The sequence below is a fragment of the Phytoactinopolyspora mesophila genome (genome assembly GCF_010122465.1).
In the GTDB taxonomy this organism is placed as follows: Bacteria; Actinomycetota; Actinomycetes; order Jiangellales; family Jiangellaceae; genus Phytoactinopolyspora; species Phytoactinopolyspora mesophila.
In genome coordinates this window covers 593,216-617,619 of the sequence record NZ_WLZY01000002.1, presented here as the reverse complement: position 1 = coordinate 617,619, position 24,404 = coordinate 593,216, and the positions used below count along the sequence as shown (strand labels likewise).

General features: G+C 66.1%; 33 protein-coding genes. 15 read left to right on the top strand and 18 right to left on the bottom strand.

The genetic code is table 11. From position 1 onward, the window contains the following. Window positions 1-348 precede the first annotated feature (348 nt). On the top strand, window positions 349-1,356 hold the full coding sequence (locus tag F7O44_RS08970) for an NAD(P)-dependent oxidoreductase (protein WP_162449862.1): 1,008 nt from the start codon (window positions 349-351) through the stop codon (window positions 1,354-1,356). Then, complete coding sequence (locus tag F7O44_RS08965) at window positions 1,353-2,435, top strand: LacI family DNA-binding transcriptional regulator (RefSeq protein ID WP_162449861.1); 1,083 nt, start codon at window positions 1,353-1,355, stop codon at window positions 2,433-2,435. The genes F7O44_RS08970 and F7O44_RS08965 overlap by 4 nt, the downstream gene beginning before the upstream one ends. Here F7O44_RS08965 and F7O44_RS08960 read toward each other — a convergent pair. Further along, a complete protein-coding gene (locus tag F7O44_RS08960) occupies window positions 2,432-2,602 on the bottom strand; it encodes a hypothetical protein (protein ID WP_162449860.1) in 171 nt (56 codons plus the stop codon). The genes F7O44_RS08965 and F7O44_RS08960 overlap by 4 nt on opposite strands. Window positions 2,603-2,776: 174 nt before the next feature. Between F7O44_RS08960 and F7O44_RS08955 the strand changes: the two genes are divergently transcribed. After that, window positions 2,777-4,432, top strand: coding sequence for an RICIN domain-containing protein (locus tag F7O44_RS08955; protein ID WP_162449859.1), 1,656 nt, complete (start codon window positions 2,777-2,779; stop codon window positions 4,430-4,432). Between the two features lie 109 nt (window positions 4,433-4,541). Here F7O44_RS08955 and F7O44_RS08950 read toward each other — a convergent pair whose 3' ends face one another. The 3 genes from F7O44_RS08950 to F7O44_RS08940 form a co-directional block, all read right to left on the bottom strand. Further along, a complete protein-coding gene (locus F7O44_RS08950) occupies window positions 4,542-5,240 on the bottom strand; it encodes a DNA alkylation repair protein (RefSeq protein WP_162449858.1) in 699 nt (232 codons plus the stop codon). A gap of 172 nt (window positions 5,241-5,412) precedes the next feature. Continuing rightward, complete coding sequence (locus F7O44_RS08945) at window positions 5,413-5,811, bottom strand: PIN domain-containing protein (RefSeq protein WP_162449857.1); 399 nt, start codon at window positions 5,809-5,811, stop codon at window positions 5,413-5,415. Beyond that, window positions 5,808-6,041, bottom strand: coding sequence for a hypothetical protein (locus tag F7O44_RS08940; RefSeq protein ID WP_162449856.1), 234 nt, complete (start codon window positions 6,039-6,041; stop codon window positions 5,808-5,810). The genes F7O44_RS08945 and F7O44_RS08940 overlap by 4 nt, the downstream gene beginning before the upstream one ends. Window positions 6,042-6,248: 207 nt before the next feature. Here F7O44_RS08940 and F7O44_RS08935 point away from each other — a divergent pair, with 207 nt between their 5' ends. After that, window positions 6,249-6,839, top strand: coding sequence for a dihydrofolate reductase family protein (locus F7O44_RS08935; RefSeq protein WP_162449855.1), 591 nt, complete (start codon window positions 6,249-6,251; stop codon window positions 6,837-6,839). Window positions 6,840-7,122: 283 nt separating this feature from the next. Then, window positions 7,123-7,449 carry a class I SAM-dependent methyltransferase gene (locus tag F7O44_RS08930; protein WP_222851199.1) on the top strand — a complete coding sequence of 109 codons (327 nt, stop codon included), beginning with the start codon at window positions 7,123-7,125 and terminating at the stop codon, window positions 7,447-7,449. Window positions 7,450-7,554: 105 nt separating this feature from the next. Here the strand turns inward: F7O44_RS08930 and F7O44_RS08925 are convergent, their stop codons facing one another. Beyond that, complete coding sequence (locus F7O44_RS08925) at window positions 7,555-7,776, bottom strand: hypothetical protein (protein ID WP_162449854.1); 222 nt, start codon at window positions 7,774-7,776, stop codon at window positions 7,555-7,557. Window positions 7,777-8,068: 292 nt separating this feature from the next. Here F7O44_RS08925 and F7O44_RS08920 point away from each other — a divergent pair, with 292 nt between their 5' ends. Together F7O44_RS08920 and F7O44_RS08915 are read left to right on the top strand one after the other, a co-directional pair. Further along, a complete protein-coding gene (locus F7O44_RS08920) occupies window positions 8,069-10,189 on the top strand; it encodes an SNF2-related protein (RefSeq protein WP_162449853.1) in 2,121 nt (706 codons plus the stop codon). Window positions 10,190-10,363: 174 nt separating this feature from the next. After that, on the top strand, window positions 10,364-10,987 hold the full coding sequence (locus F7O44_RS08915; protein ID WP_162449852.1) for a hypothetical protein: 624 nt from the start codon (window positions 10,364-10,366) through the stop codon (window positions 10,985-10,987). A gap of 271 nt (window positions 10,988-11,258) precedes the next feature. Here the strand turns inward: F7O44_RS08915 and F7O44_RS29605 are convergent, their stop codons facing one another. Further along, a complete protein-coding gene (locus F7O44_RS29605; RefSeq protein ID WP_222851198.1) occupies window positions 11,259-11,936 on the bottom strand; it encodes a PucR family transcriptional regulator in 678 nt (225 codons plus the stop codon). Window positions 11,937-11,986: 50 nt separating this feature from the next. After that, a complete protein-coding gene (locus tag F7O44_RS29600; protein WP_222851197.1) occupies window positions 11,987-12,832 on the bottom strand; it encodes a PucR family transcriptional regulator ligand-binding domain-containing protein in 846 nt (281 codons plus the stop codon). Between the two features lie 91 nt (window positions 12,833-12,923). On the opposite strand from F7O44_RS29600, the gene F7O44_RS08905 reads away from it, so the two are divergent. Next, window positions 12,924-14,189 carry an NAD(P)/FAD-dependent oxidoreductase gene (locus tag F7O44_RS08905; RefSeq protein ID WP_162449851.1) on the top strand — a complete coding sequence of 422 codons (1,266 nt, stop codon included), beginning with the start codon at window positions 12,924-12,926 and terminating at the stop codon, window positions 14,187-14,189. Window positions 14,190-14,273: 84 nt separating this feature from the next. On the opposite strand, the gene F7O44_RS08900 is transcribed toward F7O44_RS08905, so the two are convergent. Both F7O44_RS08900 and F7O44_RS08895 read right to left on the bottom strand, forming a co-directional pair. Beyond that, window positions 14,274-14,921, bottom strand: coding sequence for a maleylpyruvate isomerase family mycothiol-dependent enzyme (locus tag F7O44_RS08900; protein WP_162449850.1), 648 nt, complete (start codon window positions 14,919-14,921; stop codon window positions 14,274-14,276). Continuing rightward, window positions 14,914-15,396, bottom strand: coding sequence for a MarR family winged helix-turn-helix transcriptional regulator (locus tag F7O44_RS08895; RefSeq protein WP_162449849.1), 483 nt, complete (start codon window positions 15,394-15,396; stop codon window positions 14,914-14,916). Before F7O44_RS08895 ends, F7O44_RS08900 begins: the two co-directional genes overlap by 8 nt. 80 nt (window positions 15,397-15,476) lie before the next feature. Here F7O44_RS08895 and F7O44_RS08890 point away from each other — a divergent pair, with 80 nt between their 5' ends. Beyond that, entirely contained in the window at window positions 15,477-15,902 is a 426-nt protein-coding gene (locus F7O44_RS08890; RefSeq protein ID WP_162449848.1) for a hypothetical protein, read from the top strand. A gap of 54 nt (window positions 15,903-15,956) precedes the next feature. Here the strand turns inward: F7O44_RS08890 and F7O44_RS08885 are convergent, their stop codons facing one another. Together F7O44_RS08885 and F7O44_RS08880 are read right to left on the bottom strand one after the other, a co-directional pair. Continuing rightward, window positions 15,957-16,559: a dienelactone hydrolase family protein gene (locus F7O44_RS08885; RefSeq protein WP_162449847.1), complete on the bottom strand. Its 603-nt coding sequence runs from the start codon at window positions 16,557-16,559 to the stop codon at window positions 15,957-15,959. Window positions 16,560-16,654: 95 nt separating this feature from the next. Further along, complete coding sequence (locus F7O44_RS08880) at window positions 16,655-17,548, bottom strand: aldo/keto reductase (protein WP_162449846.1); 894 nt, start codon at window positions 17,546-17,548, stop codon at window positions 16,655-16,657. A 276-nt stretch (window positions 17,549-17,824) separates the two neighbouring features. Here F7O44_RS08880 and F7O44_RS08875 point away from each other — a divergent pair, with 276 nt between their 5' ends. Beyond that, a complete protein-coding gene (locus tag F7O44_RS08875) occupies window positions 17,825-18,277 on the top strand; it encodes a methylglyoxal synthase (protein ID WP_162449845.1) in 453 nt (150 codons plus the stop codon). 35 nt (window positions 18,278-18,312) lie between these two features. On the opposite strand, the gene F7O44_RS08870 is transcribed toward F7O44_RS08875, so the two are convergent. After that, a complete protein-coding gene (locus F7O44_RS08870) occupies window positions 18,313-18,510 on the bottom strand; it encodes a hypothetical protein (RefSeq protein ID WP_162449844.1) in 198 nt (65 codons plus the stop codon). Window positions 18,511-18,527: 17 nt separating this feature from the next. Here F7O44_RS08870 and F7O44_RS08865 point away from each other — a divergent pair, with 17 nt between their 5' ends. The 3 genes from F7O44_RS08865 (at window position 18,528) to F7O44_RS08860 (ending at window position 19,814) form a co-directional block, all read left to right on the top strand. Continuing rightward, a complete protein-coding gene (locus F7O44_RS08865; protein ID WP_162449843.1) occupies window positions 18,528-19,082 on the top strand; it encodes a hypothetical protein in 555 nt (184 codons plus the stop codon). Then, complete coding sequence (locus tag F7O44_RS31005) at window positions 19,075-19,209, top strand: hypothetical protein (protein ID WP_281353467.1); 135 nt, start codon at window positions 19,075-19,077, stop codon at window positions 19,207-19,209. Before F7O44_RS08865 ends, F7O44_RS31005 begins: the two co-directional genes overlap by 8 nt. A gap of 110 nt (window positions 19,210-19,319) precedes the next feature. Then, window positions 19,320-19,814, top strand: coding sequence for a GNAT family N-acetyltransferase (locus tag F7O44_RS08860; RefSeq protein WP_222851196.1), 495 nt, complete (start codon window positions 19,320-19,322; stop codon window positions 19,812-19,814). A 52-nt stretch (window positions 19,815-19,866) separates the two neighbouring features. Here F7O44_RS08860 and ykgO read toward each other — a convergent pair whose 3' ends face one another. Next, window positions 19,867-19,989 carry a type B 50S ribosomal protein L36 gene (gene ykgO, locus F7O44_RS08855; protein ID WP_162450079.1) on the bottom strand — a complete coding sequence of 41 codons (123 nt, stop codon included), beginning with the start codon at window positions 19,987-19,989 and terminating at the stop codon, window positions 19,867-19,869. A gap of 159 nt (window positions 19,990-20,148) precedes the next feature. Between ykgO and F7O44_RS08850 the strand changes: the two genes are divergently transcribed. Continuing rightward, window positions 20,149-20,400 carry a type B 50S ribosomal protein L31 gene (locus tag F7O44_RS08850; protein ID WP_162449842.1) on the top strand — a complete coding sequence of 84 codons (252 nt, stop codon included), beginning with the start codon at window positions 20,149-20,151 and terminating at the stop codon, window positions 20,398-20,400. Between the two features lie 106 nt (window positions 20,401-20,506). Here the strand turns inward: F7O44_RS08850 and F7O44_RS08845 are convergent, their stop codons facing one another. From F7O44_RS08845 to F7O44_RS08835, 3 genes are read right to left on the bottom strand one after another with little or no spacing between them, the layout of a single operon-like run. Next, window positions 20,507-21,490, bottom strand: coding sequence for an LLM class flavin-dependent oxidoreductase (locus F7O44_RS08845; protein WP_162450078.1), 984 nt, complete (start codon window positions 21,488-21,490; stop codon window positions 20,507-20,509). 11 nt (window positions 21,491-21,501) lie between these two features. Next, entirely contained in the window at window positions 21,502-22,329 is an 828-nt protein-coding gene (locus F7O44_RS08840) for an LLM class F420-dependent oxidoreductase (RefSeq protein WP_162449841.1), read from the bottom strand. 29 nt (window positions 22,330-22,358) lie between these two features. After that, window positions 22,359-22,601, bottom strand: a complete 243-nt coding sequence (locus F7O44_RS08835) for a hypothetical protein (RefSeq protein ID WP_162449840.1) — start codon at window positions 22,599-22,601, stop codon at window positions 22,359-22,361. Window positions 22,602-22,670: 69 nt separating this feature from the next. Between F7O44_RS08835 and F7O44_RS08830 the strand changes: the two genes are divergently transcribed. Beyond that, window positions 22,671-23,426 carry a 3-hydroxybutyrate dehydrogenase gene (locus F7O44_RS08830; RefSeq protein ID WP_162449839.1) on the top strand — a complete coding sequence of 252 codons (756 nt, stop codon included), beginning with the start codon at window positions 22,671-22,673 and terminating at the stop codon, window positions 23,424-23,426. Window positions 23,427-23,464: 38 nt separating this feature from the next. Here F7O44_RS08830 and hepT read toward each other — a convergent pair whose 3' ends face one another. Both hepT and F7O44_RS08820 read right to left on the bottom strand, forming a co-directional pair. Beyond that, the gene (hepT, locus tag F7O44_RS08825; RefSeq protein ID WP_162449838.1) at window positions 23,465-23,935 is read right to left on the bottom strand and encodes a type VII toxin-antitoxin system HepT family RNase toxin; all 471 of its coding nucleotides are present in this window, start codon (window positions 23,933-23,935) and stop codon (window positions 23,465-23,467) included. Beyond that, window positions 23,935-24,357 (bottom strand): hypothetical protein, encoded by a 423-nt coding sequence (locus F7O44_RS08820; RefSeq protein WP_162449837.1) that lies wholly within the window; start codon window positions 24,355-24,357, stop codon window positions 23,935-23,937. Before F7O44_RS08820 ends, hepT begins: the two co-directional genes overlap by 1 nt. Window positions 24,358-24,404: the final 47 nt, after the last annotated feature.

Genomic DNA, 24,404 nt, shown 5'->3' with positions numbered 1-24,404 from the left:
CTCGTCCTTCCAGCCGTAGCTACCTGTATTGCCCAGCGGCACCGTTGCTCGGCGAGTCACAAGCCGTCGCGGACCGTCGGGCACCCAGGCACTCTGGGCATTAGACACGTCGATAGAAAACGTTGTCGCGACCATACGGGTGGAGCTGCAAACCGAACAAGGTCACGTTACATAAACGTTATATAACGCGTCACATTTCCCCTCGCCTCACCGACGTGTCGCATCGAATCCGCAGGTCAACGAGTTTTCCCTTTGATTCGGGCAAGCGCTGCGTCGGATCATTGACGTTCCAGACGTCGGTGACTATCGTAGAAAACGTTTGCTACTGATGACGACAGGAGCAGGTTTGTGAGCCATCGCCCAAAGGGACTGTTCGCGATGCGCGCCATCCATCGCCCGCGCCTCTTCCCGCCTCCGTTGATGGAACGTCTCGCCGAGCTCTGCGACATCGACCAGATGGTGACCGTTGACGACTTCACCACGGATCGAGCGCTCCGACTGCTCACAGAGACCGAAATCCTGATCACGGGGTGGGGTTGTCCGCCGCTCGACGCCGACACGCTCGACCAGGCTCCGCGGCTGCGCGCGATTCTGCACGCCGCCGGGTCGGTCAAAGCACACGTCACACCCCACTGCTGGGAACGGGCCATCGTCGTATCGTCCGCGGCGGCGGCGAATGCGATTCCCACCGCGGAGTACACACTCGCGACCGTGCTGATGTCGGGCAAGCACGCGTTCCTCCACCGCGAGCGATATCGGCGGGACCGCACCTTCGTCCTCGACCAGGCGATCTCTGGGATCGGCAACTTCGGCGTGCGCGTCGGGGTCGTCGGCGCATCGCGAGTGGGCCGCCGCCTGATCGATTTGATGCGTCCGTTCGACATCGACGTGTCGCTGACCGACCCCTATGTCGAGGCAGCTGACGCCGCCGAACTCGGCGTCCGATTGACCAGCCTCGAGCAGATGCTGTCAACTTGCGATGTGATCAGCTTGCATGCGCCCGAGACGGCGGAGACCTACCACATGATTGATCGCGACCGGCTTGCGATGATGCGCGACGGCGCGACGTTGGTCAATACGGCACGTGGCGGGCTGGTCGACACCATGGCCTTGACCGCCGAGCTGGTATCGGGACGCCTGTCCGCTGTGCTCGACGTCACCGATCCTGAGCCGCTGCCGCCCGAGTCCGTGCTCTTCGAGCTGCCCAACGTATTCGTCACCCCGCACCTCGCGGGTTCTCAGGGCAATGAGGTGAAACGGTTGGGCCGCAGCGTGGTGAATGAGCTGGAACGACTCGTCAATGGTCGCCGGCTGGCCCACCAAGTGACGGCCGCGGATATCGACAGGGTGGCATGACGATGCGCAGCGATGGTGACCGGCGCTACACGGTCAAGGATGTGGCGGCCAGAGCGGGGGTCTCCCCCGCCACGGTCTCACGTGTCCTGGGAGGCACCTACCCTGTGGCCGCGTCGACGCGCACACGAGTGATGCGCGCCGTGCGCGAGCTCGACTATGTCGCCAACGCACAGGCCCGCGCTCTCAAAGGAGCGACGTCCAAGACGATCGCGTTCGTGGTCAACGACGTCACCGGGCCGTTCTTCGCTCACGTTGCGCAGGGCGTGGAGAAGCAGGCAACCGAGGAAGGGCGGCTGTGCCTGGTCTGCACCACCCATGACGACACCGCGCGCGAGCTGGCCGTGATCGATCTCATGCGTGAACAGTCCGCTGACGCCGTCATACTCGTCGGCGGCGGTATCGAGACCGATGAATACCGCGATCGCATGGTGCACCTGGCGCACAGCCTCGACAAGGCCGGCTCGCGCCTTGTCCTGTGCGGCCGTCCATCGCTCGGCGACGACGTGCCTGCCACCGTTGTCGAATACGACAATGAGGGTGGCGCATATTCGATGACCAGCCACCTCTTGTCGCAGGGTCATCGGAAGATCGCATATCTCGGTGCTCATACGAGCCTGACGACCACGACCGCTCGGATCAATGGGTTCACCCGCGCCCACACCGACATGGGTCTCGAGGTCGACTCGGAGCTCATCATCGAGGGCCGGTTTCTGCATTCGTTCGGCCTCACCGCCACGCGGCGGCTGCTCGCCGAACGGCCCGACGTGACGGCCATCTTCGCTGCCACCGACATGGTGGCCGCCGGTGTCCTGCAAGCCCTGCGGCAAAGCGATGTGCGCTGCCCGGAGGACATCTCTGTGGTGGGCTACGACGACGTACCCTTCGCCTCCGATCTCTACCCGGCGCTCACCACCGTTCACATCCCCACCGACGAGCTCGGCCGCACGGCCGTCCGCCTGGCCATCCACCGCGACGAATACGCCCACAACCAGCACGTCGTACTCGGAACCCACATCGTCGTTCGCGACTCCGTAGCCCCACCTACCATCCGCCGGGTCAGAACCCCGGACGGCACCTAGAGGTCGGGCACCGCCTGATCTATGTCGCCGGCGACACCGGCGACCGGCAACTGGTCGAGATCGTGGTCGCCGGGCCCATCGCGGTCGCCGGGGGCGCCGACAGCGGCCTGACCAGCGGCACGACCATCAACGATCTCATTCTCGAAGAGGAGGACTGGCCCGACCACGTGCGTTCGTCAGCCACGTCAGCCAGGTCACCAGTGAGCTCAGAACGACGGCGTGCTCATCGACGCGAACGCGGCCAGATCGTGAACCCGCCGCACGCCGCGACATCGGCGCCTGAAGTCCGCTGCGCTGACCTCGTCGATGGCTGACCATCGATCAGGAAAGGAGCCTCGACGATGACGGCTCAGCACGGCAAAGCAGGGCGGAAGAGGACGATCGGGCGGCGGCCATTGCTCCAGGCGGTCGCCGGATTAGGACTGGTCGGAACGGCAAGTGTCGTCTCGGCCCAACAGGCACAGGCGGCAGTACCCGACGGGACGTACTGCCTGATCAACGAGTTCAGTGGCAAGGCGCTGGACAACCTGCGTTCGACGACCGACGCGACAAACGTCGGCCAGTGGGCCCACTGGGGTGGCCTGCCCCAGCGGTGGCTGGTGTCGCACGAAGGCGACGGGCTATATCAGCTGATCGCCCTGTACAGCGGCACGTGGCGAGCACTCGACAACGGCAGCTCGAACGAAGACGGTGCCTCTGTGATCCAGTGGCGCGGTAACGGCGAGTCGCAGCAGCGGTGGCAGATCGTCGACGTGGGCGGCGGCTACCAGAAGCTGATCTGCGCGTACAGCGGCAAGGCGCTCGACAACGGCAGTTCGACCGCAGACGGCGCGCGCACGATGCAGTGGACCGACCACGGCGGGCCCCAGCAGCGCTGGCGGTTCGTCCCCATCGCAGGCGGCTCACGCACATTCACGCATCCGGGTCTGCTGCACACCCAGGCGGACTTCGACCGGATGGTGGCCAAAGTGCAGGCGGGTGAGCAGCCGTGGCTGGGCAGCTGGGAAAAGCTGACCGCGAGCCCGGAAGCCCAGTTGAGCTGGTCGCCGCGGCCGCAGCCGGAAGTGCGCCGGGGAGCCGGCACCAACGAGAATTTCATGCTGCTGGCGCGGGACGTGCATGCGGCGTACCAGACCGCGCTGCGCTGGAAGATCAGTGGTGACGACCGGTACGCCGACAAATCCGTCGAGATCATGAACGCGTGGTCGAGCACGCTGGAGAACCTTGGCGGCGACCAGCACGTGGCCTTGCTGGCGGGAATCAACGGCTACCAGTTCGCCAACGCCGCGGAGATGATGCGCGGCTATCCCGGGTTCGACCTGGCCGGGTTCCAGGCCATGATGCTCGACAAGTTCTACCCGCGTAGCAACTGGTTCATGCTCAACCACAGCGACACCTGCGTCACCCACTACTGGGCGAACTGGGAGCTCGGCAATATGGCGACAATGGTCGCGATCGGCGCGCTCTGCGACGACTGGCCGATCTACGAGCAGGGCCTGGAGTATTTCCGCCACGGTGCGGGCAACGGCTCGATCGGCCGCGCGGTGTGGCACCTGCACTCGTCGTCGCTGGGACAGTGGCAGGAGTCCGGACGCGACCAGGCACACACCATCATGGGCGTGGGGTTGATGGCCGCGCTCTGCGAGATGGCCTGGAACCAGGGAGACGACATGTACGGCTGGGACGGCAACCGATTCCTGGCCGGTGCGGAGTACGTCGCCCGGTACAACAACGGCCACAGCGTTCCATACGAGACCTACCGCTGGGAGAACGGACACAACTGCGACCCGCAACAGCAGACCGTCATCTCCACCAACCAGCGTGGCCAGTTGCGTCCGGTCTGGGAGATGATCCTGGGCCACTATGCGGGCCGCCGCGGGCTCTCCACGCCGAATGTCGCCGAAATGGTCGCCCGTCTCCGCCCCGAGAGCGGCGCCGGCGGCCATGCCAGCACGTACGATCAGCTGGGCCTCGGAAGCCTCACATTTGCCCGATAGTGAATACGCCCATCCCCACAGTGATCAACGGCGTTGGCTCATGGAGTTTCCTCAGCCGACGCCGTTGATCCCGGCGAGGAACCGGCGTCTCACCTGCTAGTAACTGCCCTCACCGCGGGCCGAGGAGTTGTTTTCGCACGTCCGCCGGTAGCCGCTCGGTCGCGTAGCGAAGGGTCACTCGCGGCGTCTTGGCGGCATGCGTACGAAGGAATTCGACCAAACGGTCCGGATCGACCTTGCCAATTTCTCGCAGCCCGGTGCCGACCGACTTGTTGATCAGTTCCTCGTCGTCGTCGATCAGCATTTCGGCGATCTTCAGCGCGTCGTCGATGTCCCTCTGACGGATGAACCAGAACGTCGCGGTGATCGCCGTCCGGCGCTCCCAGATGTTCGCCGAACCCGCGAGCTTGTAGAGCGGGTCTCGAGGTTTGTCGAACAGATACCAACCGATCACCCGAGGCGCGGCCCGGTCGACGAGATCCCAATTGTCGATGCGGTCGTGGCGGCGGAGATAGAGGTTGTAGAGCTCTGCGCGCTCGGCATCGGTGATGCCTTTGCGGCGGGCTTTGAAGTCGAGAATGCTGACCGCGCCGATTCGCGCCTCGTAGTACGGAGATTCCAGCAGCGCTTCGACTTCCGCCAGCGGGACGTCGCGATATTTGGCGGCGGTGTCGAAAGTAGTCTTCATCCGGACGCCAATGATCTGCGTATCCGCGCTGCCGCGGAAGTATCGGCTGATCTTCGCGCGCTCGCTCTCCGATTCGTGTTCGCGAAGTGTCGCGATGAACGTCTGTGCCGAAAGTGTCATGGCTCGCAACCTCCGTGGCCGGCGAGCGAAAAACGCTACCCCATCGCGGCACCGTCGCCCAGGATTTTGTGAGGCGTCGTCAGCTTCCGCGGTTCTCTCCGACCTCGCCGGCGCTGGGAGGCCGGGACATCCTTCTCACGCTCGGCCAGGTCCGATGACCCCAGTAAGGAAGTTACGAGCTGGGGTGGAGTTCGACGTTGGCGCGGTGCGCTCCGATGAGCTTTTGATCGCCGGTCAGCAGCGGGCAGTCGAGTACCTCTGCCAGCGCGATGTAGGCGGCGTCGTAGGCGGTGAAGTTGTCGCGCAGTTCCCACGCACGTTCAGCAGTGACCGCCCCCGGGTAACGCTGGATCCGCAGGTCGGCGAAATCGAGTCTGGCATCGTCCGCGTGCTCTGGTGCCAGTTTCCCTGCCTGGACCAAGCCACGTAGCGCGTTAGCAAACTCATAGTCGACGAGATGGGGCGCGCTCAGCACACGCGGCGCGGAGAGCCTCTGGCGTAGCACGTCGTTGGTTTGCGCTTGGGTGAGAACGTAAACAAGAACCGAGTTGTCAACGACGAGTGCACTCACTCGCCCCTCCCGGCACGTGTCGCCGCCACAATGTCTGCCATGGTCAGCCCAGCCGGAGGCCGCTGAGCTGCGCGAGCCAAGACCTCGGCCACCGTGGGCTGGGCCGCCGCCTCGATCACCATTCGCCGGAGATAGGCAGTGAGACTCATCCCCTCAGCCGCCGCACGAATGCGCATAACGTCGAGTGCGTCGGCAGGCACGTCGCGTATCTGAATCGGCTTGGTCTCCATGCATGCAATGGTAGCACTTTGCACACATTGCACGCACGATTACGCCACCTTCTCCGGGATCCCGCGACGCCCGGTTGCGTCCTGCACAGTGAGCGCCATAGCCCACCATCTGCAGGACGCTACGAAGCCAGCGCGGCGGTGAGTTTCGCCGCTCGCCCGGGTCGGTAGCAATGGAGAGCACTACCGACCTCAACCCGGGAGGAACAGATGAGCAAAATCGTGGCCCAGATGACGGTATCCCTCGATGGCTACTTCACCGGCCCGAACGACGGTCCTGGACGCGGGCTCGGCGACGGTGGCGAGCAGCTCCACTACTGGGTGTTCGGAGGTGCGTGGTCCTACGACCAAGGACCGAAAGGCGAAGCGACAGGTGTGGACAAACAAGTCCTAGATGACTCCATTCAGCGGATCGGCGCCGTCGTCGGAGGACGCTGGACGTACGAGTCAGCGGGCGCATGGGGCGGCACAAACCCCTGGCCCGTCCCCTTCTTCATCCTCACGCACCGACCAGAGGACGAACCCAGCGGCGCAGGGTTCCAGTTCGTGAACGGCCTCGACTCCGCACTTGCCCAGGCGAAGGAAGCAGCAGGCCAGAAGGACGTCGGGATCATGGGTGGAGACGTGATCCGCCAGGTCCTCGCCTCCGGCCGGCTGGACGAACTCGCCGTGTCGGTCGCCCCGGTCCTTCTCGGCGCGGGCAAGCGGCTCTTCGACGGGGTCAGCCCCGACGTCAGGCTCGAACAGCTCGATGCCGTGAAATCCCCGTGGGTGACCCACCTGCGCTACCGCGTACTGTGACGCGGGGGGAAGACTTAGGAACCCGCGCGAATAGGGGCGCCGGATAGGGAGCGAGGTCGGGCGCCTGGGTAGCAAGGCCGAGGCAGGAGTCGCACTGGGTTTGTGCGTCGACTGACGACAACGCAGCTAGCCCGGATGCCCGGGCCCGTGAGCCCGGCGAATCCCTATTCGCGCGGATTCTTAGTCCGATTGGCACCGCAGGTCGACACATTGGTACGCCGCACGGATTCGCGCGCCATGACAGCATGAGATCCGTGCCGGGACGCCGATGGAGGTGCCAGTCATGTCCGATCTCGATACTCAAACCACCTACTGGGATGCTGCCGCGGCGACCAAGACATTCACACATCCGCTGTACATGCCCTGGCTGAACGGCGTCGCCAGGGATGCCACGATCCTCGACTACGGCTGCGGCTATGGACGCACCATGCACGCTCTAGGACGTGAGGGCTTCAACAACCTGACAGGCGTCGACACCTCACCAGAAATGATCGCCCGGGCCCGTACCCTGAATCCTGCTCTGCACTTCTCCGGGCTAGATGCAGGCAGTCTGCCGACACCACTCCCCCGAGAGGCTCGCCGCGCTGCTCACCGACTTCAGCATCTCTGAGACACGCCGATTCACAGTCGCCACCATGAACGGACACGAGTCAGCCGGGATCCAGATCCGCGCCTACAAACCGGCTACGCCGCGCTGATTTCCAAGCGGGGCTGCCTACAATCTCGCCATCTTGTGGAAGGGGCTGGCGATGCGGACCGTTTGGGAACCGAAGTCGACGGTCACCGCCCCGGTCTCTTCAGCCGTGACCCGGCCAACGCCGTATCGGTCATGTGAAACCCGGTCCCCGAGGGCGAACTCCTCGATGACCGGCTCGGACTGAGGTAGGAAAGGGCTACTCGCAAGATGTCGCCGCTTGGCCGGGATTCGTTTCGTCATTGGTTCCAGTATGCGCTCTTGAGGCGGCTCCGTGCGCCTCCAGGTACCATGGACACAACACCGGCTCGTCGGGCGTCCCTTTCGAGGGACTTCTTTCCAGCAGCGTCCCCTTCTTGAGAGATCGCTGTTCGACGTCGGTGCGTCGGCGCTGAGACGCGCGTGACGGTCCCGTCTGGGGCAGGCACTCGTCAAGGAGTGCTTGCCGTGCCAGTTCGACGGCTGGACGGACCGTCGCACGGGCACAGCAGCTGGGGCTCGATCCATGTCCAGGTAGTACCCAGCAGGAGGCTTGGTGGCACAACGTGTACGTCGTTCCGGGGGGACCGGGACAGCCCAGCGCGGCAAGCGTCGCGCGCGTGACAACGACGGGATCCTGCCCGTCCTTGCCAAAGCGGTCCGAGAACTCGAGAACCGCGCCCAGCGGGGCCAGGTAGACGCGGCGAAGTTCCAGGCCGTCGCGTTGCAGGTGCGTGACGAACGCGCGCGTATTAAAGCCGACACTTCCGTGTCCGACGCTCAGCGAGACACGGAACTGAGACGGCTGGACGGAATCGCGACCATCCTTGCGCAGACCGCGGCCCGTCAGCCGTCGCTGTACCTGCTCCTCGCCGAGGACGCCGAGGCCAGCGACTCAGCATTGCGGCTGAAGCGTGAGATGCAGGTTGCCGGTGGCCTGGCGCCAGATCCGGAGCTCGAGAAGCCACGGACGCCCCAGACCGTCGCACCCAGTGAGCGACAGGTGGTGCCGCGCTCCGTCGCCGCCGCGCAGCTGGCCAACCCGTTCCTCGCACCCGATTTCGGCGACGCCGAACAGCAGCGCCCGACGCAGCGGCGCCTCGCCGGCTGGGAGCTGATCACGCCACTGCTGAACTCGTTCGAGAACGCTTCGCCCGGAGCAGGGTCGTGCATGCAACTGCCCGAACCGGCGCCGTCGCAGCTGCCTTCCAAACTCGAACTTATGCCGCACCAGGCCCGCGTGATCACTGCCGCGGCCCAGGGGCACCGCACGTTCCTGCTGGCTGATGAGCCGGGACTGGGCAAGACCGCGCAGGCGCTGCTCGCTGCACAGGCCGCGAACGCCTACCCGCTGCTGTGTGTGGTGCCGAGCGTGGTCAAGACGAACTGGGCCCGTGAGGTCGCTCTCTGGACGCCTTCACGGAGCGTGACGGTGATTCACGGCAGTGGGGAGACTATCGATGGGTTCGCTGACATCGTCGTCGTGAACTACGAGGTGCTGGACCGCCACGTCGGCTGGATCGCCACCCACGGCTTCCGCGGCATGGTCGTCGATGAGGCGCACTTCATCAAGAACAAGAAGTCTCAGCGATCCCAGCATGTGCTCGAGATCGCCGATCGGATCCGGCAGCGCCTCCCGCGGCCGCTGATGATGGCGCTCACGGGCACGCCACTGATCAATGACATCGACGACTTCCGCGCAATCTGGCAGTTCCTCGGCTGGATCGAGGACAACAAACCCGGCCCGCAGCTCATGACGGCGCTGGAGAAAACCGGCCAGACCCCTGCCGATCGGGGCTTCCAGCCCGCGGCACGCCAAGCCGTGATCGATCTCGGCATCGTCCGGCGGCGCAAGGTGGACGTCGCCAGCGACATCCCCGCCCGGCGGATCGCTGACCTGCCCGTTGAGCTCGACGTCGCCACCACGCGTTCGATCCGCAACGCCGAACGTGAGCTCGCGCTGCGCCTGGTCCAGCGGTACGACGCGGCCGTCGCCGCGCGTGCGGAACGCTCGGACAAGGTCGTCGAGGGCATCGATCACGAGCTTGTCCGGCGAGTCGTGCGCTCGGAACTCAAGGACGCGGACCGGTCGTCGGGCGAGAACGTGTTCGCCGTAGTGCGCCGGATCGGCCGTTCCAAGGCCACCCTGGCGGCCGACTACGCCGCACAGCTGGCCCGCAACGCGGGCAAGGTCGTGTTCTTCGCCAAGCACATCGACGTGATGGACGCTGCCTCGGAGCTCCTGGAATCGCGGGGAATCGGCTACGCCTCAGTCCGCGGCGATCAGTCCCCCAGAGAACGCCAGCGCAACATCGACGCGTTCATCAACGACCCGGACGTAGCCATCGCGGTCTGCTCTCTCACCGCCGCCGGCGTCGGCCTCAACCTGCAGGTCGCCAGCAACGTCGTCCTCGCCGAGCTCTCGTGGACCAACGCCGAGCAGACCCAGGCGATCGACCGGGTCCACCGGATCGGGCAGACCGAACCCGTCACGGCCTGGCGGATCATCGCCGCCCAGACGATCGACGCCAAGATCGCCGAACTCATCGACGCCAAGGCGAGCCTTGCCGCGCGCGCACTCGACGGCTCCGGTGAAGAGATCGCTTCCTCGGCCGACGTCCAGCTCGAGGCATTGGTGGGACTACTGACCGAGGCGCTAGCCGACCGTCGGGCCTGATCGCGCTGGGTGCTGCGGCTCGGGACTCCCCGCGCTTCACCTCGCTCAGCTGAGCTTCGTGGCCTCACGTAACGTTTCGCGGCCCGAGAACCGGTCTAAACGTTACGTGAGGCCACGAAGCTAGGCAGGCGGGCGTTCCGGCGGCATTCAACGCCGCGGCCGGGTGTCGGTAGGGTGATCAACGCGGCCGGAGGGAGAACAATGTCGGACCGGATGGGCCGTGTCCTCTGGCTCGAGCAGTGTCGGGCATGGCGACGCGACGCGGATTCCGTGCGGCCGGATGAGCCCTCCGACGGCGGCGATGCGGTCTGGGAGGTGCGCGGGACCGACGCCAGTGTCGAGGTGGCGGAGCACGTTGACATCGACGTTCTCGCCATTCTCGAACGCCTCATGCCGGTGGATGCAACGGGCGACAACGAAACAGGCGACACGCACGGGTCCCGGTCCTTCATCCTGTGGGCTGATACCCGCCGGCATGAGGTGTTCGCCCGCGTGGTGACCGAGTCCATCTATTCACGCCGGATGGCGCGATATACGGTGAACGGGTCGCAGGGAGAATCATTGGCGTCGATCACCTGCAGGCGGGCCGCGTGGTTATCTCCTCGGCGCACGCGCTGGATCGTTGAGCAAGCCGGCCAGCCGGCCGCCGTCGGTTACCAGGGTCGCGCCCTGTCGCGGCCGGCCCGATGCGTGACCGCCCCCCCTGCTGGGCGTCTTCTTTATCCTCTCCCTCCTCACGCTGGATCCCGCCGACCCGACACGTCGTCCGCCAGGAATCAGCTGGCGCGTGAACGGTGAGGTTGTCCTGGAGTATCGGGTGGGTTCACCTGACTCGCCCAATCGCGCGGGACAACTGCACATCCGTAGTGCTGAGTGGGATCCGCGGGTTACCGCTGGTCTGCTGGCGCTCCTCTAGTGAGCCGGCACGACGCGGCTCTTCGAGGATGTGGGCACGCTCATCGCGGCGGAGGCCTACCGCCGACGGCGTGCCGTTCGGGCTGTCCCTATCCGGGGCGCCGGCAACCGGACCAGCGCGTGTCGTGGACGTCGGTTGCTGCCGGGCCGACCCTCAGGTCGCCCGCTCCGTCGTTTTTCGCGCGGCCTCGATCTGAAGGTAAAGGGCGAGACGCTGACGCGGGTCGTGCACGTTGATGTCGACGACGTCGCGGAGCCGACGCATGCGATAACGCAGCGTATTGGGGTGGATCAGGAGCGCCTTGGCGGCCCGTAACGGCTCGCCATAGTGCTCCAGCCACGCTCCGAGTGTCGGCACGTAGGCCGTGCCGTGTTCGGCGTCGTGGTCAAGCAACGCTCGCAGCGGGCTTCCAGGAACGGCGAGGTCGACGGCACCAAGCACACGGTGCAGCACAACGGCGTCCCACGCGCCCTCGACCGACATCGCCGGATCGGTGCCTTGTCCCGAGCGCACAATACTCAACAGCTCGGCCGCCTCCACCCGCGAGCGGGGCAACTCCGCGGTTATCGCCGCCGTTCCGGCCGCGGCCACCCAACCCCGGCCGTCGTCGTCCATTTCGTGAACCACGGCCCGAAGCCACGCCCACGTGCCGGGACCGTCACCATCCTCGGCGTCGACCACCGCGAAGACGTCGCCGGCCAGATCGGCCAGCACCGCACGTCGCCAGCCGTGGCGGCGCAGCACCGTCTCCCACACCTGCAGGTGCTCGTCGGATTCGTGGCTCTCCGGCGCGCTGAGTGCGACGACGCGCCACGGACCCGTACCCGGCAACGCCTGATCGATACCCCGCTCCGGCGAGTACTGCCAGAGCGCCGAGCGGATCAGCTCCGTAGCGCTGCGCCGGACGATGTCGGTCTGCGCCCGTAACCGCAGCAGGTGCAGCGCGAGGACGGATGCCGCCCGGCGCAGCTCAGCCGTTGTCGCGTCGTCGACGGGTCCATCGACGACCGCCCAGATGGAGCCCAGCCACTCCCACCTGCCCGGACCGGCACCACCAGCCGCGGCAGCATTCCGTCCGGGCCGGCTGGTACGAGAAACGGCTCGTCGGAGCGGACCAGGCGACGGAACACCCCGCGGGCTCGGTAGTGTGCGGCGACCTCCTCGGGGACCCGGCGTCCGACGATCGTCGCCACGCGGGCGGTGTCCGTCTGCCCCTGCCCGGACGAATAGGCCAGGACGCGTGATCCGCTGTCCTCGAACGTCACCGGCGCCCCGACGATCGCCGCGACGGTGTCCGCGAGTGCGAAGAGGTCGTCATACGTGCCCGGCGAGGTGTCTGCGGCTGACGACGCGCCCGGCGGCGGCATCGACCTATCGATCACCCCCCGCAACAGCCACACCAGGTGTGCCCACGGCACCCCGTCTCCGGCGGCGACGAGGGTGATGGAAGATTCCTGCGCTGCCTCGGCCACCGGAACAGGTGTGGCGACGGCCGTCCGCATGATCACCGCGGCTGCGCCCGACGCGGCACACCGCCGCACTAGCTGGACCGCTTCTTCCGGACCAGGCACGCCGATGCCGAGGACCAGATCGCCGGGCTCGCCGGGGACGGCGTCGTGCGGCTCGGCGAGGAACACGTCACGGACGTCGCCGCGATCAGCACCGGCGACGACCACGTGCAGCAACGGCGCACCCAGGGCAGCCACGATGTCGATGGGCGAGCTCACATCGGCATTGTGCTCTCAGAACAACGATCCGCGCAAACGTTGCGCGCCGAAGACCAAGACGGATCGCCTTTCGACGGGCAGCATCGAAGACATGACCTCTCAGACTCCGGCAACCGGCACCCCAGGTGACGTCGCCATCGTGGGAGCCGGCATGGTAGGCCTGGCCACCGCCTGGTTCCTGCAAGAACGTGGCGTCTCTGTCACCGTCATCGACCGCGAGGGAGTCGCCTCCGGCGCGTCGTGGGGCAACGCCGGCTGGCTCACCCCGGGACTGGCCACGCCCCTGCCGGAGCCGGCCGTGCTCCGTTATGGCGTGCGGGCGGTGCTGAGTCCGTCGTCGCCGGTGTACGTGCCTCTACGACCCGACCCGAAGCTGCTCGGCTTCCTCACCCGATTCACCCGCAACAGCACCGCCACCCGCTGGCGCCGGGCCATGGACGCACTCGTGCCGATCAACCAGCGTGCGCTGCCCGCCTTCGACCGGCTCACCGACGGCGGAGTGCACACGCCGACGCAGGAGGCGGCCCCATTCCTCGCCGCCTACCGCACCGAAGCCGAGCGCACCACCCTGCTGGAGGAGCTGGAACACATCCGCGCCGCCGGGCTGGGGATCGAGTTCGACACCCTCAGCGGTGAGCAGGCTCGTGAACTCGAACCTCTCCTCGGCCCCGCCGTGGGCGCGGCCATCCGGCTGCACGGCCAGCGGTTCATCGACCCGGGGACGTTCGTCTCCGAACTGGCCGAGGCGGTGCGGGTCCGGGGCGCCCGGTTCCGCATCGGCACCGCCGTCACCGCCGTGCACAACAAACCCGGCCAGGCCGTGGTCGAGACCACCGACGGCATACAGCAGTCGTTCGACGCAGTGGTGCTGGCCAACGGTTCGTGGCTGAGCCGCCTCGCGAAGCCCCACGGTGTGCGCACCCATGTCCAGGCCGGACGCGGCTACAGCTTCAGTGTCAAGACGCCACGGGTGCCCGCCGGCCCGTTGTACTTCCCGGCGCAGCGGGTAGCCTGCACGCCGCTCGGAGATCGGCTCCGGGTAGCCGGCATGATGGAATTCCGCTCCCCCGACGCCAAACTCGACCCGCGTCGTATCGCCGCCATCACCGAAGCGGTGCGCCCGCTCCTGGACGGCGCCGAGCTGGACAACCGGGCTGACGAGTGGGTTGGTGCACGCCCGTGCACTCCCGACGGCCTTCCCCTGATCGGGCGGACCACCTCGTCGCGGGTCTTCACCGCCGGCGGCCACGGCATGTGGGGGGTCACGCTCGGCCCCGCTACCGGAGAACTTCTGGCGGAACTGATGACCACCGGCCGGGCGCCGGCCGAGCTCGCGCCGTTCGACCCCACCCGCTGACGCACCGGGACCTGCGCCGTGTGCGTCCTGCGGAGCGAGTGCCATCGCGCACACTCCGCAGGACGCTGCGGAGGGAGCGCGGATTCACTCGGTCGCCGCAAGCCTGCGGCGCAGCATTGTCACACCATTCCCGGTGAGGTCGTCGAGAGCGACGACGCGCCCGGCCGCGCCCATGGCAAGCGCCTCGGCCGGTCCTCGCAATTCCTCCCCCACCCCGGACTGCCAATCGCCGTCGGCGGCCAACAGGGCCAGCCCATCCAGCCGCCCGGCCGGTACGAGTGCTGGGGCAACGGAGGAGGATGTGAGGTAGTCGAGCAGGATCAGCCAGTGCTCATCCGGGACGTCGGCATCCAGACCTAACGGACGCGCGATGTCCCGCAGGTGGATGCACGTCTCGGCGAACGGCCCCATCGGGCCGACCCGAGTAGGACTCACGCGGTCCCCGGCGTGTTTGTCCAGCAGTGCGATCAGGTCGGCGCGAGACTTTCGAGCAAGCCGCTCCGTCACGTGCGCCACGGTCTTGTCTGTGTCGCCACGATGGCGGAACGCCGCACGAAGAAACTGGCCGAAGCCGACGACCATCGGCTGCAGAAAATGAGCGGCCATGTGGTGCACCGTCCAGCCAGGGCAGAGAGTCAGTGCCGCCCACTGGTCATCGTCGAACCCGTCGAGCAACGCCGCGATCTTCCTCCGGTTGGTGGTGGTGAGTGCGTAGATCTCGTCGTCAGTCATTGTCCCGCTTCTTTCTCGTGTACGTCAGTCGGGCCGCCTGATCACGCACATCACGGTTGAGCGCCGCGAGTACCTGTACCGCGACGTCGATGTCCGTCGGGCTGCACTCTCCCGCGAGGGAATCCAACCGCCGCAGTTCGTCGGCCCGGATGCGCGCGTAGACCTCCGCACCACGTGGAGTGTGGGCGATCAAGTTCGAGCGACGGTGCGCCGGGTTCGGCTGCGCTTCGACGTGGCCAAGCTCCAAGAGGTCGTTGATATGTCGCTGAACCCCCTGCCGGGGCAGGTCCAGCCTCGACGCGATAGCGGGAGCAGGTGTGGGGCCGATCTCGTCGATCACTTCCATAACCGCACGCATCCCAACCGTCCAGCCGGCATCGTGCACTAACGCCTCAACCACCCGCGCGGAGTTCAGCACAAGCGGTCGGACATGTCGCAGCAACGCGTAGAGTGCGGCTCCTCGCTCGTCAATCATGACAACAATGTTGTCATATTGACGTTGGTCCGCGCCACAGGAGATCCGTACGACAGGCCTTCATGTGCGAGCCTGCTCCCATGAAGGTCACCGTGCCCGCATGGATCCATGGTCACTACGTGGGACTTCGCCAGGTACTCGACTTCGTCGGGAGCAACACCTGGGCCTGGCGACTCGAGGACTTCCACGGCATGTCCCGGCCAGGAAGTGGCCTGAACGTTCTCGACCTCGAAGAACGCTTGGCCCGTGGCGCGAGTGTCGACTACAACTGGCAACAACTGCTGCGTTTCGCCGATGGCGTACATCAGATGATCGACGGCCGGCTCGTCGCCCGGACATCGCATGGCAACGCCGAGGACATCCTGGTGATCGAGGCCCTCGACAGTTCGTTGTGGACGGTCGAGGCCCGCAAGGACCTCGAGCCGGCGGTCGCGGCAGTCGAGCGGATCGCTGGGCTTTCGGTTAGGACAGCTCCTCAATCGGAGCGACGGTCACCAGGTCCTTGACGGCACCTGCGAGTTGCTCATCAAGGGTCACGAATGCGTCGGCTTGTAGCTGCGTCAAAGCGATGTACTCGGCAATCCGTCGAGGAAGTCCAACGAACGCCGCACGACCAAGGCCGTCGCCTCCGCGTCGTATGACGGAAGCGAACTGTCGGTGAACAAGTGCTGATCGCCCGGGTAGACGAACAGGCTCGCCAGCTCCGGCCCAACCGTCTCGACCAGCTCACGCGCGGCCTCGAGGTCGCCCTCCAACGCGAAGAACGGGTCTGCCTCCATTCCGTGGATCTGCACCGGGACCCCCTCTGGCCACGGCCCGACGGCCCACTCACCCGTGATCGAGATACAGGACTCATACAGCAGCGCGCCACGCGCCCCGGCACGGGTCTGCGCACGCCGCTGCGCCATACCGGCACCGAACGAGAACCCGGCATACACCAGAGCGTCCGGCAACTCGTCCAACACCCCGTCGGCACGCTCGCGCAGCAGCTGGCGCCCGATGCTCTCGACCAGAGCGACGCCGTCGTCGATGGTCGCCGGCCGCTCGCCGTCGAACAGGTCAGGCGCGTGCACAACATGCCCACCGGCGCGTAACTGGTCGGCGAAGGCGCGCACCCCGTCGGTGAGTCCCTGCACGTGGTGGAACAACACGATCTCGGCCACTTCTGCGCTCCTGTCATCGAACAACGGCATTGAGTCCCACATGCGCCGTGCAGCGTCCACGGCATGGACCGACGGTAAACCACAAACCGGACGGTTCACGTCCGGCTCTGAAGGTACGCGAGATCGTCGCCGGAAAGCCGGATCGCGCCCGCGGCGACGTTCTCGGTGAGGTGATCCGGATCCCCGGTTCCAGGAATCGCCAAGACATGTTCCCCTTGGTGCAAAGTCCACGCCAATCGGATCTGCGCGGGCGACGCTCCATGTTTGCGGGCGACGGTCAGCACGGCCGCTTCGTCGACGGCGCGCGCACCGGCTTCGCGCCCGTCACCGGCGATCGCGAAGAATGGCACATACGCGATGCCGAGCTCGCCACATAGCCGGAGTAAGTGGTGTTCGTCGCTCGAGGCGTCGATGCTGAAGGCATTCTGCACACAGACCACGGGCGCGATGGCGCGAGCTTCGGCCAGTTGCTCGGAGGTGACGTTGGAGATGCCGAGGTGCCGGATGAGGCCCGCAGTGCGCAGTTCGGCCAAGGCGGAGAAGTGCTCGGCGATCGAGCCAGACCTGCCACTCGGCGGTACCCGCAGGTTCACCACGTCCAGGTGTTCGCGGCCGAGCTGCCGCAGGTTCTCCTCCACCTGGCCGCGTAGCTGTTCGGGGGTCGCCCACCACCATGCCCCCGAGGTGTCCCGGCCCGGCCCGACCTTGGTGGCGATGACCAGGTCCTCGGGATACGGCGCCAAAGCCCGGCTGATCAGCTGGTTGGCCGAACGCGTTGACGAGAAATAGAAAGCTGCTGTGTCGATATGATTCACACCGAGTTCGACGGCGCGCCGAAGCACCCGAATGAGCTGCGATCGGTCGCGCGCGGCATCGACGGCGAAGGGTGGGCCGCCTACCAAGCGCATCGCACCGAACCCGAGCCGATTGACGGTCCGGTCACCGAGCTTCCAGGAGCCGGCGGAGGTTGCGGACCGGTGATCATTCATGGGATCTCCTTACGGGCACGAGGGATAACGGCGGTGCGGCTGCGTGACGCTGCCCAAGCCCGGCGGACTTTGAGGATGCTCCGGGATACCGAGAGCCGCGCCGGCACAAAAAAGAGCCTTCAGCTGCACTAGTGGCAGCAGAAGGCTCTGGTTACATCCGCTATTTTACCCCGGATCACCGAGAGGCCGGTCCGTCGCGGTTCGAATACCGGCACTCTTCCCGTGCTCGTAGCCTGCCGTAACGATCCCGACACCGAAACCACTCACACTGGCCGCATGAGCCCAGCCCCGCGCCACATCGCGCTCGTCGCACACGACAACAAGAAGGAGTCGCTGCTGGAATGGGCCGCGTTCAACCGTGGAACACTGGCGCGGCACCACCTCTACGCGACCGGGACGACCGGAACCATGCTCCAGCACGAACTCGGGCTCCCCGTGCACCGGTTCCTCTCCGGCCCCGTCGGCGGAGATCAACAGATCGGCGCGAAGATAGCCGAAGGCGTCATCGACGTGCTGATCTTCTTCTGGGACCCGCTCGAGCCGCAACCACACGATCCCGACGTCAAGGCCTTGCTGCGCATCGCCGCCGTATGGAACATCGGCGTCGCCTCGAACATCACGAGCGCGGACATGATCATCTCATCCCCGCTACTGTCGGGGTTCTACCAACCAGTACGGCCGGACTTCGGCGATGCCACCCCGGAACTGCCCGCGGCACGCGCCAGCTGAGCGTGGCCGTAGGCCAGCGTGCCGAAGCCGATGATTCAGGAGAGCTTGCCGAGGCGGCCCACCACGGTGGCCGAGCCGCTGCCCAAGGTCCCAACCCGTTGCGGCACTTCGGCCCTGTTCGGGAAGGAGCAGGCCGGCCCAGAGTTGAGATAGACCGTCTCGTCACCGGAGGTGCCCATGAAGCGGACCCACCAGCCTCCGACCCGTCGGCGCCTGCGGGCCCACTCGATCACGCCAGGACCGATCAGTCATGCATGAGATCACCGACGATCTTCTGCTGGCAACAGCACAAATCGCGGCCACTCTGATCGGTCTGCTGCTACTGGGTGCGTTCTTCTACGTCGAGACCGGCCTGCGACGCGCAGCGGCTGTGGCGCCGCAAGGCGCGCCGTTCCTGCGCGCTACCACCAAACTGACCTTGCTGCTGTACACACTGGTACTCGGCATCTCACTTGGCGTGGTGATGCTCCGACCAGCCTGGTTCGCCGTCGTGTTCATCGTGTTGAGCGTCGCGGCTATCCGGGTACTACTCGAATGGACGCGTCGCTATCACGACCTGCGCGCCGTAATGCCCATCCCCCGAGAATCGCCGTGGCTGGTATGGCCCATCGTCCTGCTCACCGTGGCACTGCCGTGGGTGCTCGATGGCTGGGCTCCCGGCCGGCAGGCGTTGTCCTGGTCCCTGTTGTTCGCCGGTGTGCTGGCGCTGGCGATGACCGTCGGGCTGGTGCTCACCAGCTTCGACCTCGCCGCCTGGGAGAAGCTCACCGGCAGCAGCACCGAGCCCGGGTCCACCGATGCCTAGTCAGCGCAGCGACACGCCGGGCTGGCCGGTCCGGCTGCGTATCGAACCGATGGCGGCGATGCTCAACTTCGAGATCAGCGGCCACCCGGCCCGCTACGGGTCCGGACCGTACAACAGCAAGGAGTAAGCAGCGGACGTCTACGCGGTAACGCCTACAAAAGTCTTTGCATTGGGCACAGCCGAACCCTATGGCGCTACCGGGTGGCTTTCTCTGCGGGCTGTGGCAGATTGGGACCCGTGGTTGAACTGCGGGACCTGGGTGTGGAGCACGTCGAAGATCTGTCGCACGCGTTCGCGGACTGGCCGAAGTCGCGCGCTCAATTTCTCGAGTACGCCGACATGGTGAGGTCCGCCAAGCGTGATGTGATCGTGGCATGGTCCAATTCGGACCCGATCGGCTACCTGACCATCGCGTGGGATTCGCCTTATCCACCGTTCGCGGCGGCGAGCATCCCGGAAATCGTCGACTTCAATGTGCTCGCGCGGCATCGCCGACGCGGCGCCGGATCAACGCTAATGGACGAGGCGGAGGACCGGATCGCGCGCCGATCTGATCATGCCGGGATCGGCGTGGGGCTCTACTCCGACTACGGCAGCGCACAACGCATGTACGTCAAGCGCGGCTACATCCCCGACGGCGCGGGCGTCGTCCTTGGATGTCGTCCAGTGGCGCCCGGCACCACCATCGTGATCGACGACGGACCGTCGCTCATGTTCACCAAACGGCTGTGACAGCCGCCGACATCGAGCATACAAATGGGGTGCCGGGCCTTGCGACGTGAGACTAACCTTGACGCGCCTTGAATCGTGGGTTCTGCTTGTTGATCACGAACGTCCGGCCGCGGCGCCGAACCACCTGGGCACCCGGCTTCTTCTTCATCGAACGTAGCGAGTTGCGCACCTTCACGAGCTTCTCCTCTGCCGATGTCCAGGTGTGCCTGGGAGGCTCCGTCGCCACCCCTCACACCACTTCCCCGCCATGAACGACGGCCGAACCTGAGCCACTTTAGCAAATGATTATCATCTCTATGTATAGTGGCGCAGCACCCGTCGAACGGAGAGTCTGATGAAGAAGGGGATCCACCCCGAGTACCACCCGGTGGTCTTCCGCGACAGCAGCGCCGGCCTGTCCTTTCTCACCCGATCCACGGCCACGTCGGAGAAGACGATCGAGTGGGAGGACGGGCAGACGTATCCGGTCGTGGACGTCGAGATCTCGTCCGGCAGCCACCCCTTCTACACCGGCAAGGCCAAGATCCTCGACACGGCCGGCCAGGTGGAGAAGTTCCGTCGCCGCTTCGAGAAGCCCGGCAAATAGCCGACCCCCGCGGATCCACTTCAATACCGTCAGGTGGCGATAACCCTCCTCCGAGGTCCGTAACGCCGCCTGACGGTATTGAAGTCCACGCCGAACGCGGGTCGGGTCAGCCGGTGATACCCGTTGCGCGGGCCAGGATCTGGTAGGAGCGGATCCTCGCCTCGACGTCAGGCGTGTTGGTCACCACCATGATCTCGTCGGCTTTCGTGTGCTCGGCGAAGGTCCGCACCCCCTCGCCGACTTCGTCGGACGTCCCGAAGGCGGTGTGCTGCAGCATGGACCGGACCTGCTGCCCTACCGGCGAGGCGAGCAGCGTCTCGTCGCTCACCTCTGGCACCGGCGAACCACTCCGGCTCACCAGGCCGCGGGCCATCCGGACCAGGTTGCCGGTCAGCAGCGCCTCGGCGGCCTCACGCGTCTGGGCGGCATAGACGTTCATCGCCACGATCACGTACGGCCGGCTGAGCTGCTCAGACGGCTCGAAGTTCTGCCGGTAGGCGGCCAGCGCGTCGTCGAGCGCGGCGGGCGCGAAGTGCGAGGCGAAGGCGTAGGGCAGACCCAGCGACGCCGCGAGCTTCGCACCGAACAGGGACGAGCCGAGGATGTAGATAGGGACGTTGGTTCCAGTCCCCGGAATGGCCCGCACCCGTTGGCCAGGCTGCGCGGGGCCGAGCAGATCGCGCAGTTCGGCGACGTCCTGCGGGAAGTACTCGGCCGCGGCCGGATCGCGGCGCAGCGCCAGGAACGTCTCGCGGTCGCCTCCTGGTGCGCGGCCCACACCGAGGTCGATCCGGCCCGGGTGCAGGGTTTCCAGCGTGCCGAACTGCTCGGCGATCACCAGTGGTGAGTGGTTGGGCAGCATGATGCCGCCCGAGCCGATCCGGATACTGGAGGTGTGCGCCGCGACGTGTCCGATGAGCACGCTGGTGGCCGACGACAAGATCGAAGGCATGTTGTGGTGCTCGGCGAACCAGTACCGTGCGTAGCCGAGTTCCTCAGCCGCCCGGGCGGTGTCCACACTTGCCTGGAAGACCTCCCGCGGCTCCTGCTCTTCGATGACGGTGGCCAGGTCGAGCACCGAGAGCCGCATCGCAGCCGCGGTCACAGGAGCACCTCCGCCAGCTGGCGGTACCCGGGCATGCGGTCATCACCCAGCACCTGGACACACACGTGGTCGGCCCCGGCCTGCAGATGGGCCGTGACACTTCCGGCGACGCTGGCAGCGGTCCCCTGCGGCGCGAGGTCGTCGATCAGGCGGTCGCTGCCGTCACCACCTGCGAGGTCGTCGTCGGTGTAGCCGAGCCGCCGCAGGTTGGCGACGTAGTTGGCGAGCTTCAGGTAGGGGTTGCTGACGGCTTGCCGGGCCAGCTCACGTGCACGCCGGGTATCGGTGTCGACCACGACCTTCTGCTCGGGAGCCAGCAACGGACCGTCGCCCATGATCTCCCGTGCGAGCCGCGTGTGCTCGGGCGTCGTCAGATACGGGTGCGTGCCGGCGCTGCGCTCGGCCGCCAGCCGGAGCATGTTGGGCCCCAGAGCGGCCAGCGCCCGGTCAGCTGCCGGAACGCCGTCCTGGTCGAGCTGGTCCAGATAGGCCACGACGGTGTCGAAGGGACGCTGATAGCTGCTCGTCGCCTCGGGATGGCCGATGCCCACGCCGAGCAGGAACCGCCCCGGGTGCCGCGCGGCGATGCGGTGGTAGGACTCCGCGACCGTACGGGCGTCGACCGCCCAGACGTTCACGATGCCGGTCGCCACCGCGACGCTGCTGGTGGCGTCGAGAAGTTCTTCGGCCAGACGTAGGTCGCCCGGTGGCGAGCCGCCGATCCAGATGGTGCCGTATCCGAGCGCTTCGATCTCGGCGGCAAAACCGCCGTTCAGAGCTCCGGCTCGCTGCCAGATTCCCAAGGTTCCAAGGTCAACCGCCATGCTGCCCACAACCCCTGCAGCGAGCGCATTCATTCCCAAGATCGGTGGTCCCGCACGTACTTGAGCCCCCGCCCGCCCCGTTGATCATGGGCGTCTGCCGCCTTTTGGGCCTCCAATAGGTGCCATCTGCCCATGATCAACGCGGGTTCGGGGCGGGGTTCGGGTTCGGGGCGGGGTTCGGGGTTGGGTTCGGGGTGGTGGCGTGGGTCGGGGTCGCGGTCGGGGCGGGCGCGGAGGATGTAGAGGCTCAGCGCAGCATGGGGTGTTCTCACATGTCGCTCCGCCCCACGATGTGCCCAGACGCCATGTGCCGGCTACCACGCCACGCCTAGGGTGTGTGCATGAGCTCCGCATCTGACCTGTCCGGCAAGGTGGCGCTGGTCACCGGCGCGGGCGGCGGTATCGGCCGGGCCTGTGCGCTGCGGCTGGCTGCCGAGGGCGCCTACGTGCTCGTCGTCGACATCGACGAAGCCGCCGCGAAAGCGGTGGCGGCAGAGGCGGGCGGCGAAGCTCAGGTGGCTGACCTCACCGACCTCGACCTAGCCTCCTCGCTGGCCGTGGGCACCGACATCATCGTCAACAATGCCGGCGTGCAGACCGTCAGCCCTCTCGAAGAGTTTCCACCAGAGCGCTTCTCGATGATGCTGCGGCTGATGGTCGAGGCACCGTTCCGGCTTGTCCGCGCCGCGTTGCCGCACATGTACGCGCAAGGCTGGGGCCGGGTGGTCAACATCTCCTCGGTACACGGGCTGCGCGCGTCGGCGTTCAAGTCGGCTTACGTCACGGCGAAACACGGACTCGAAGGCCTCTCCAAGGTGGCCGCCCTCGAGGGCGGCCCGAAGGGCGTCACGTCCAACTGCATCAGCCCCGGCTACGTGCGCACACCCCTCGTGGAGAACCAGATCGCCGCGCAGGCCGAGACCCACGGAATCTCCGCAGACCAGGTCGTCGAAGACGTCCTGCTGGCACGCAGTCCGATCAAGCGGCTCGTCGAGCCGGAAGAAGTGGCCGCCGCAGTGGCTTACGTGTGCGGGCCGGAGGCGTCATTCGTCAACGGCACCTCAATCACCGTCGACGGCGGCTGGACTGCGGGCTGATTGATGTCAGCGGCCAGATCTCTTGTCGAATGCTGACACTACGGTGCCGCACCGTCTGGCGAGCTAGCATCCTCGATGTGCGCCAGAGTGAAGGCGGCCACCTGGCGGCGGTAGTCGGTGTAGACCTCGATAGCCAAGGGGACAGCGGTGGCAACGATGGAGTAGTCGACCTTCACGTACTCGTGAACAATCGCGTTGCGCATACCTACCGATGGTTTGATCTTCTTCAACAGTTCGCTGTCCAAGGCACCGGCGCGGTGTGCAAAGTCAAAGCTCTCCCGGTAGTCACCAGGTGAGCGCGCAAGGACGGAGGCGCTGATATGAGTGTTCGTCTCAACGGCAAGGTCTACCACCCGGCAGATCAACCGCTCGACAGCTGCGGCGATGATCGGATCATGGTCAAGGCGCTCGGTATCGATGTTGCCTATACTCACCAAAGTCTGCAGCGAGCGCTCGATAGCGTCGAGCTTGTTCCGGATGATGTCAGCGTCGAGCGACCTTCTACTCATCAGGCGGCCATGAGTTTCAGGTCCAGCCGGCGCAGTGGACGTGTCTCCATCTCCTCGGTGATCGCCCGGATCTGCTCCTGCGCAAAGAGGCCGGACTGCTCTTCATGAAGAACAATGGCGTCCGGAGCAAGCGCACGCGACCTCGCCACCGGCCCTGCCTGATCGAGATCCATAAGATCGATCCGGCCGTAACGACCCGCATCGATCAGCTCATTAGTCAATCCGACCACGTCGGCCCTCGCTCCGATCCGACCAAGAAACGCCAGGTCAAGATCACGGGGTTCGGTGTCTAGGTGGTTCCGGACGACGCTGCCATGGACGACCAGGAGCGCGACGTCGTTGCGGTCACACAAGGCAGCAAGATCCCCCGCCACTGCCAGCTGCCGCAGCAACTGAAACCCGTCCCGTGCCGTGCGCCCCATATTCGAACAGACTACCGTGCCATTCGAGAGAATACGGTCAGCGCGAC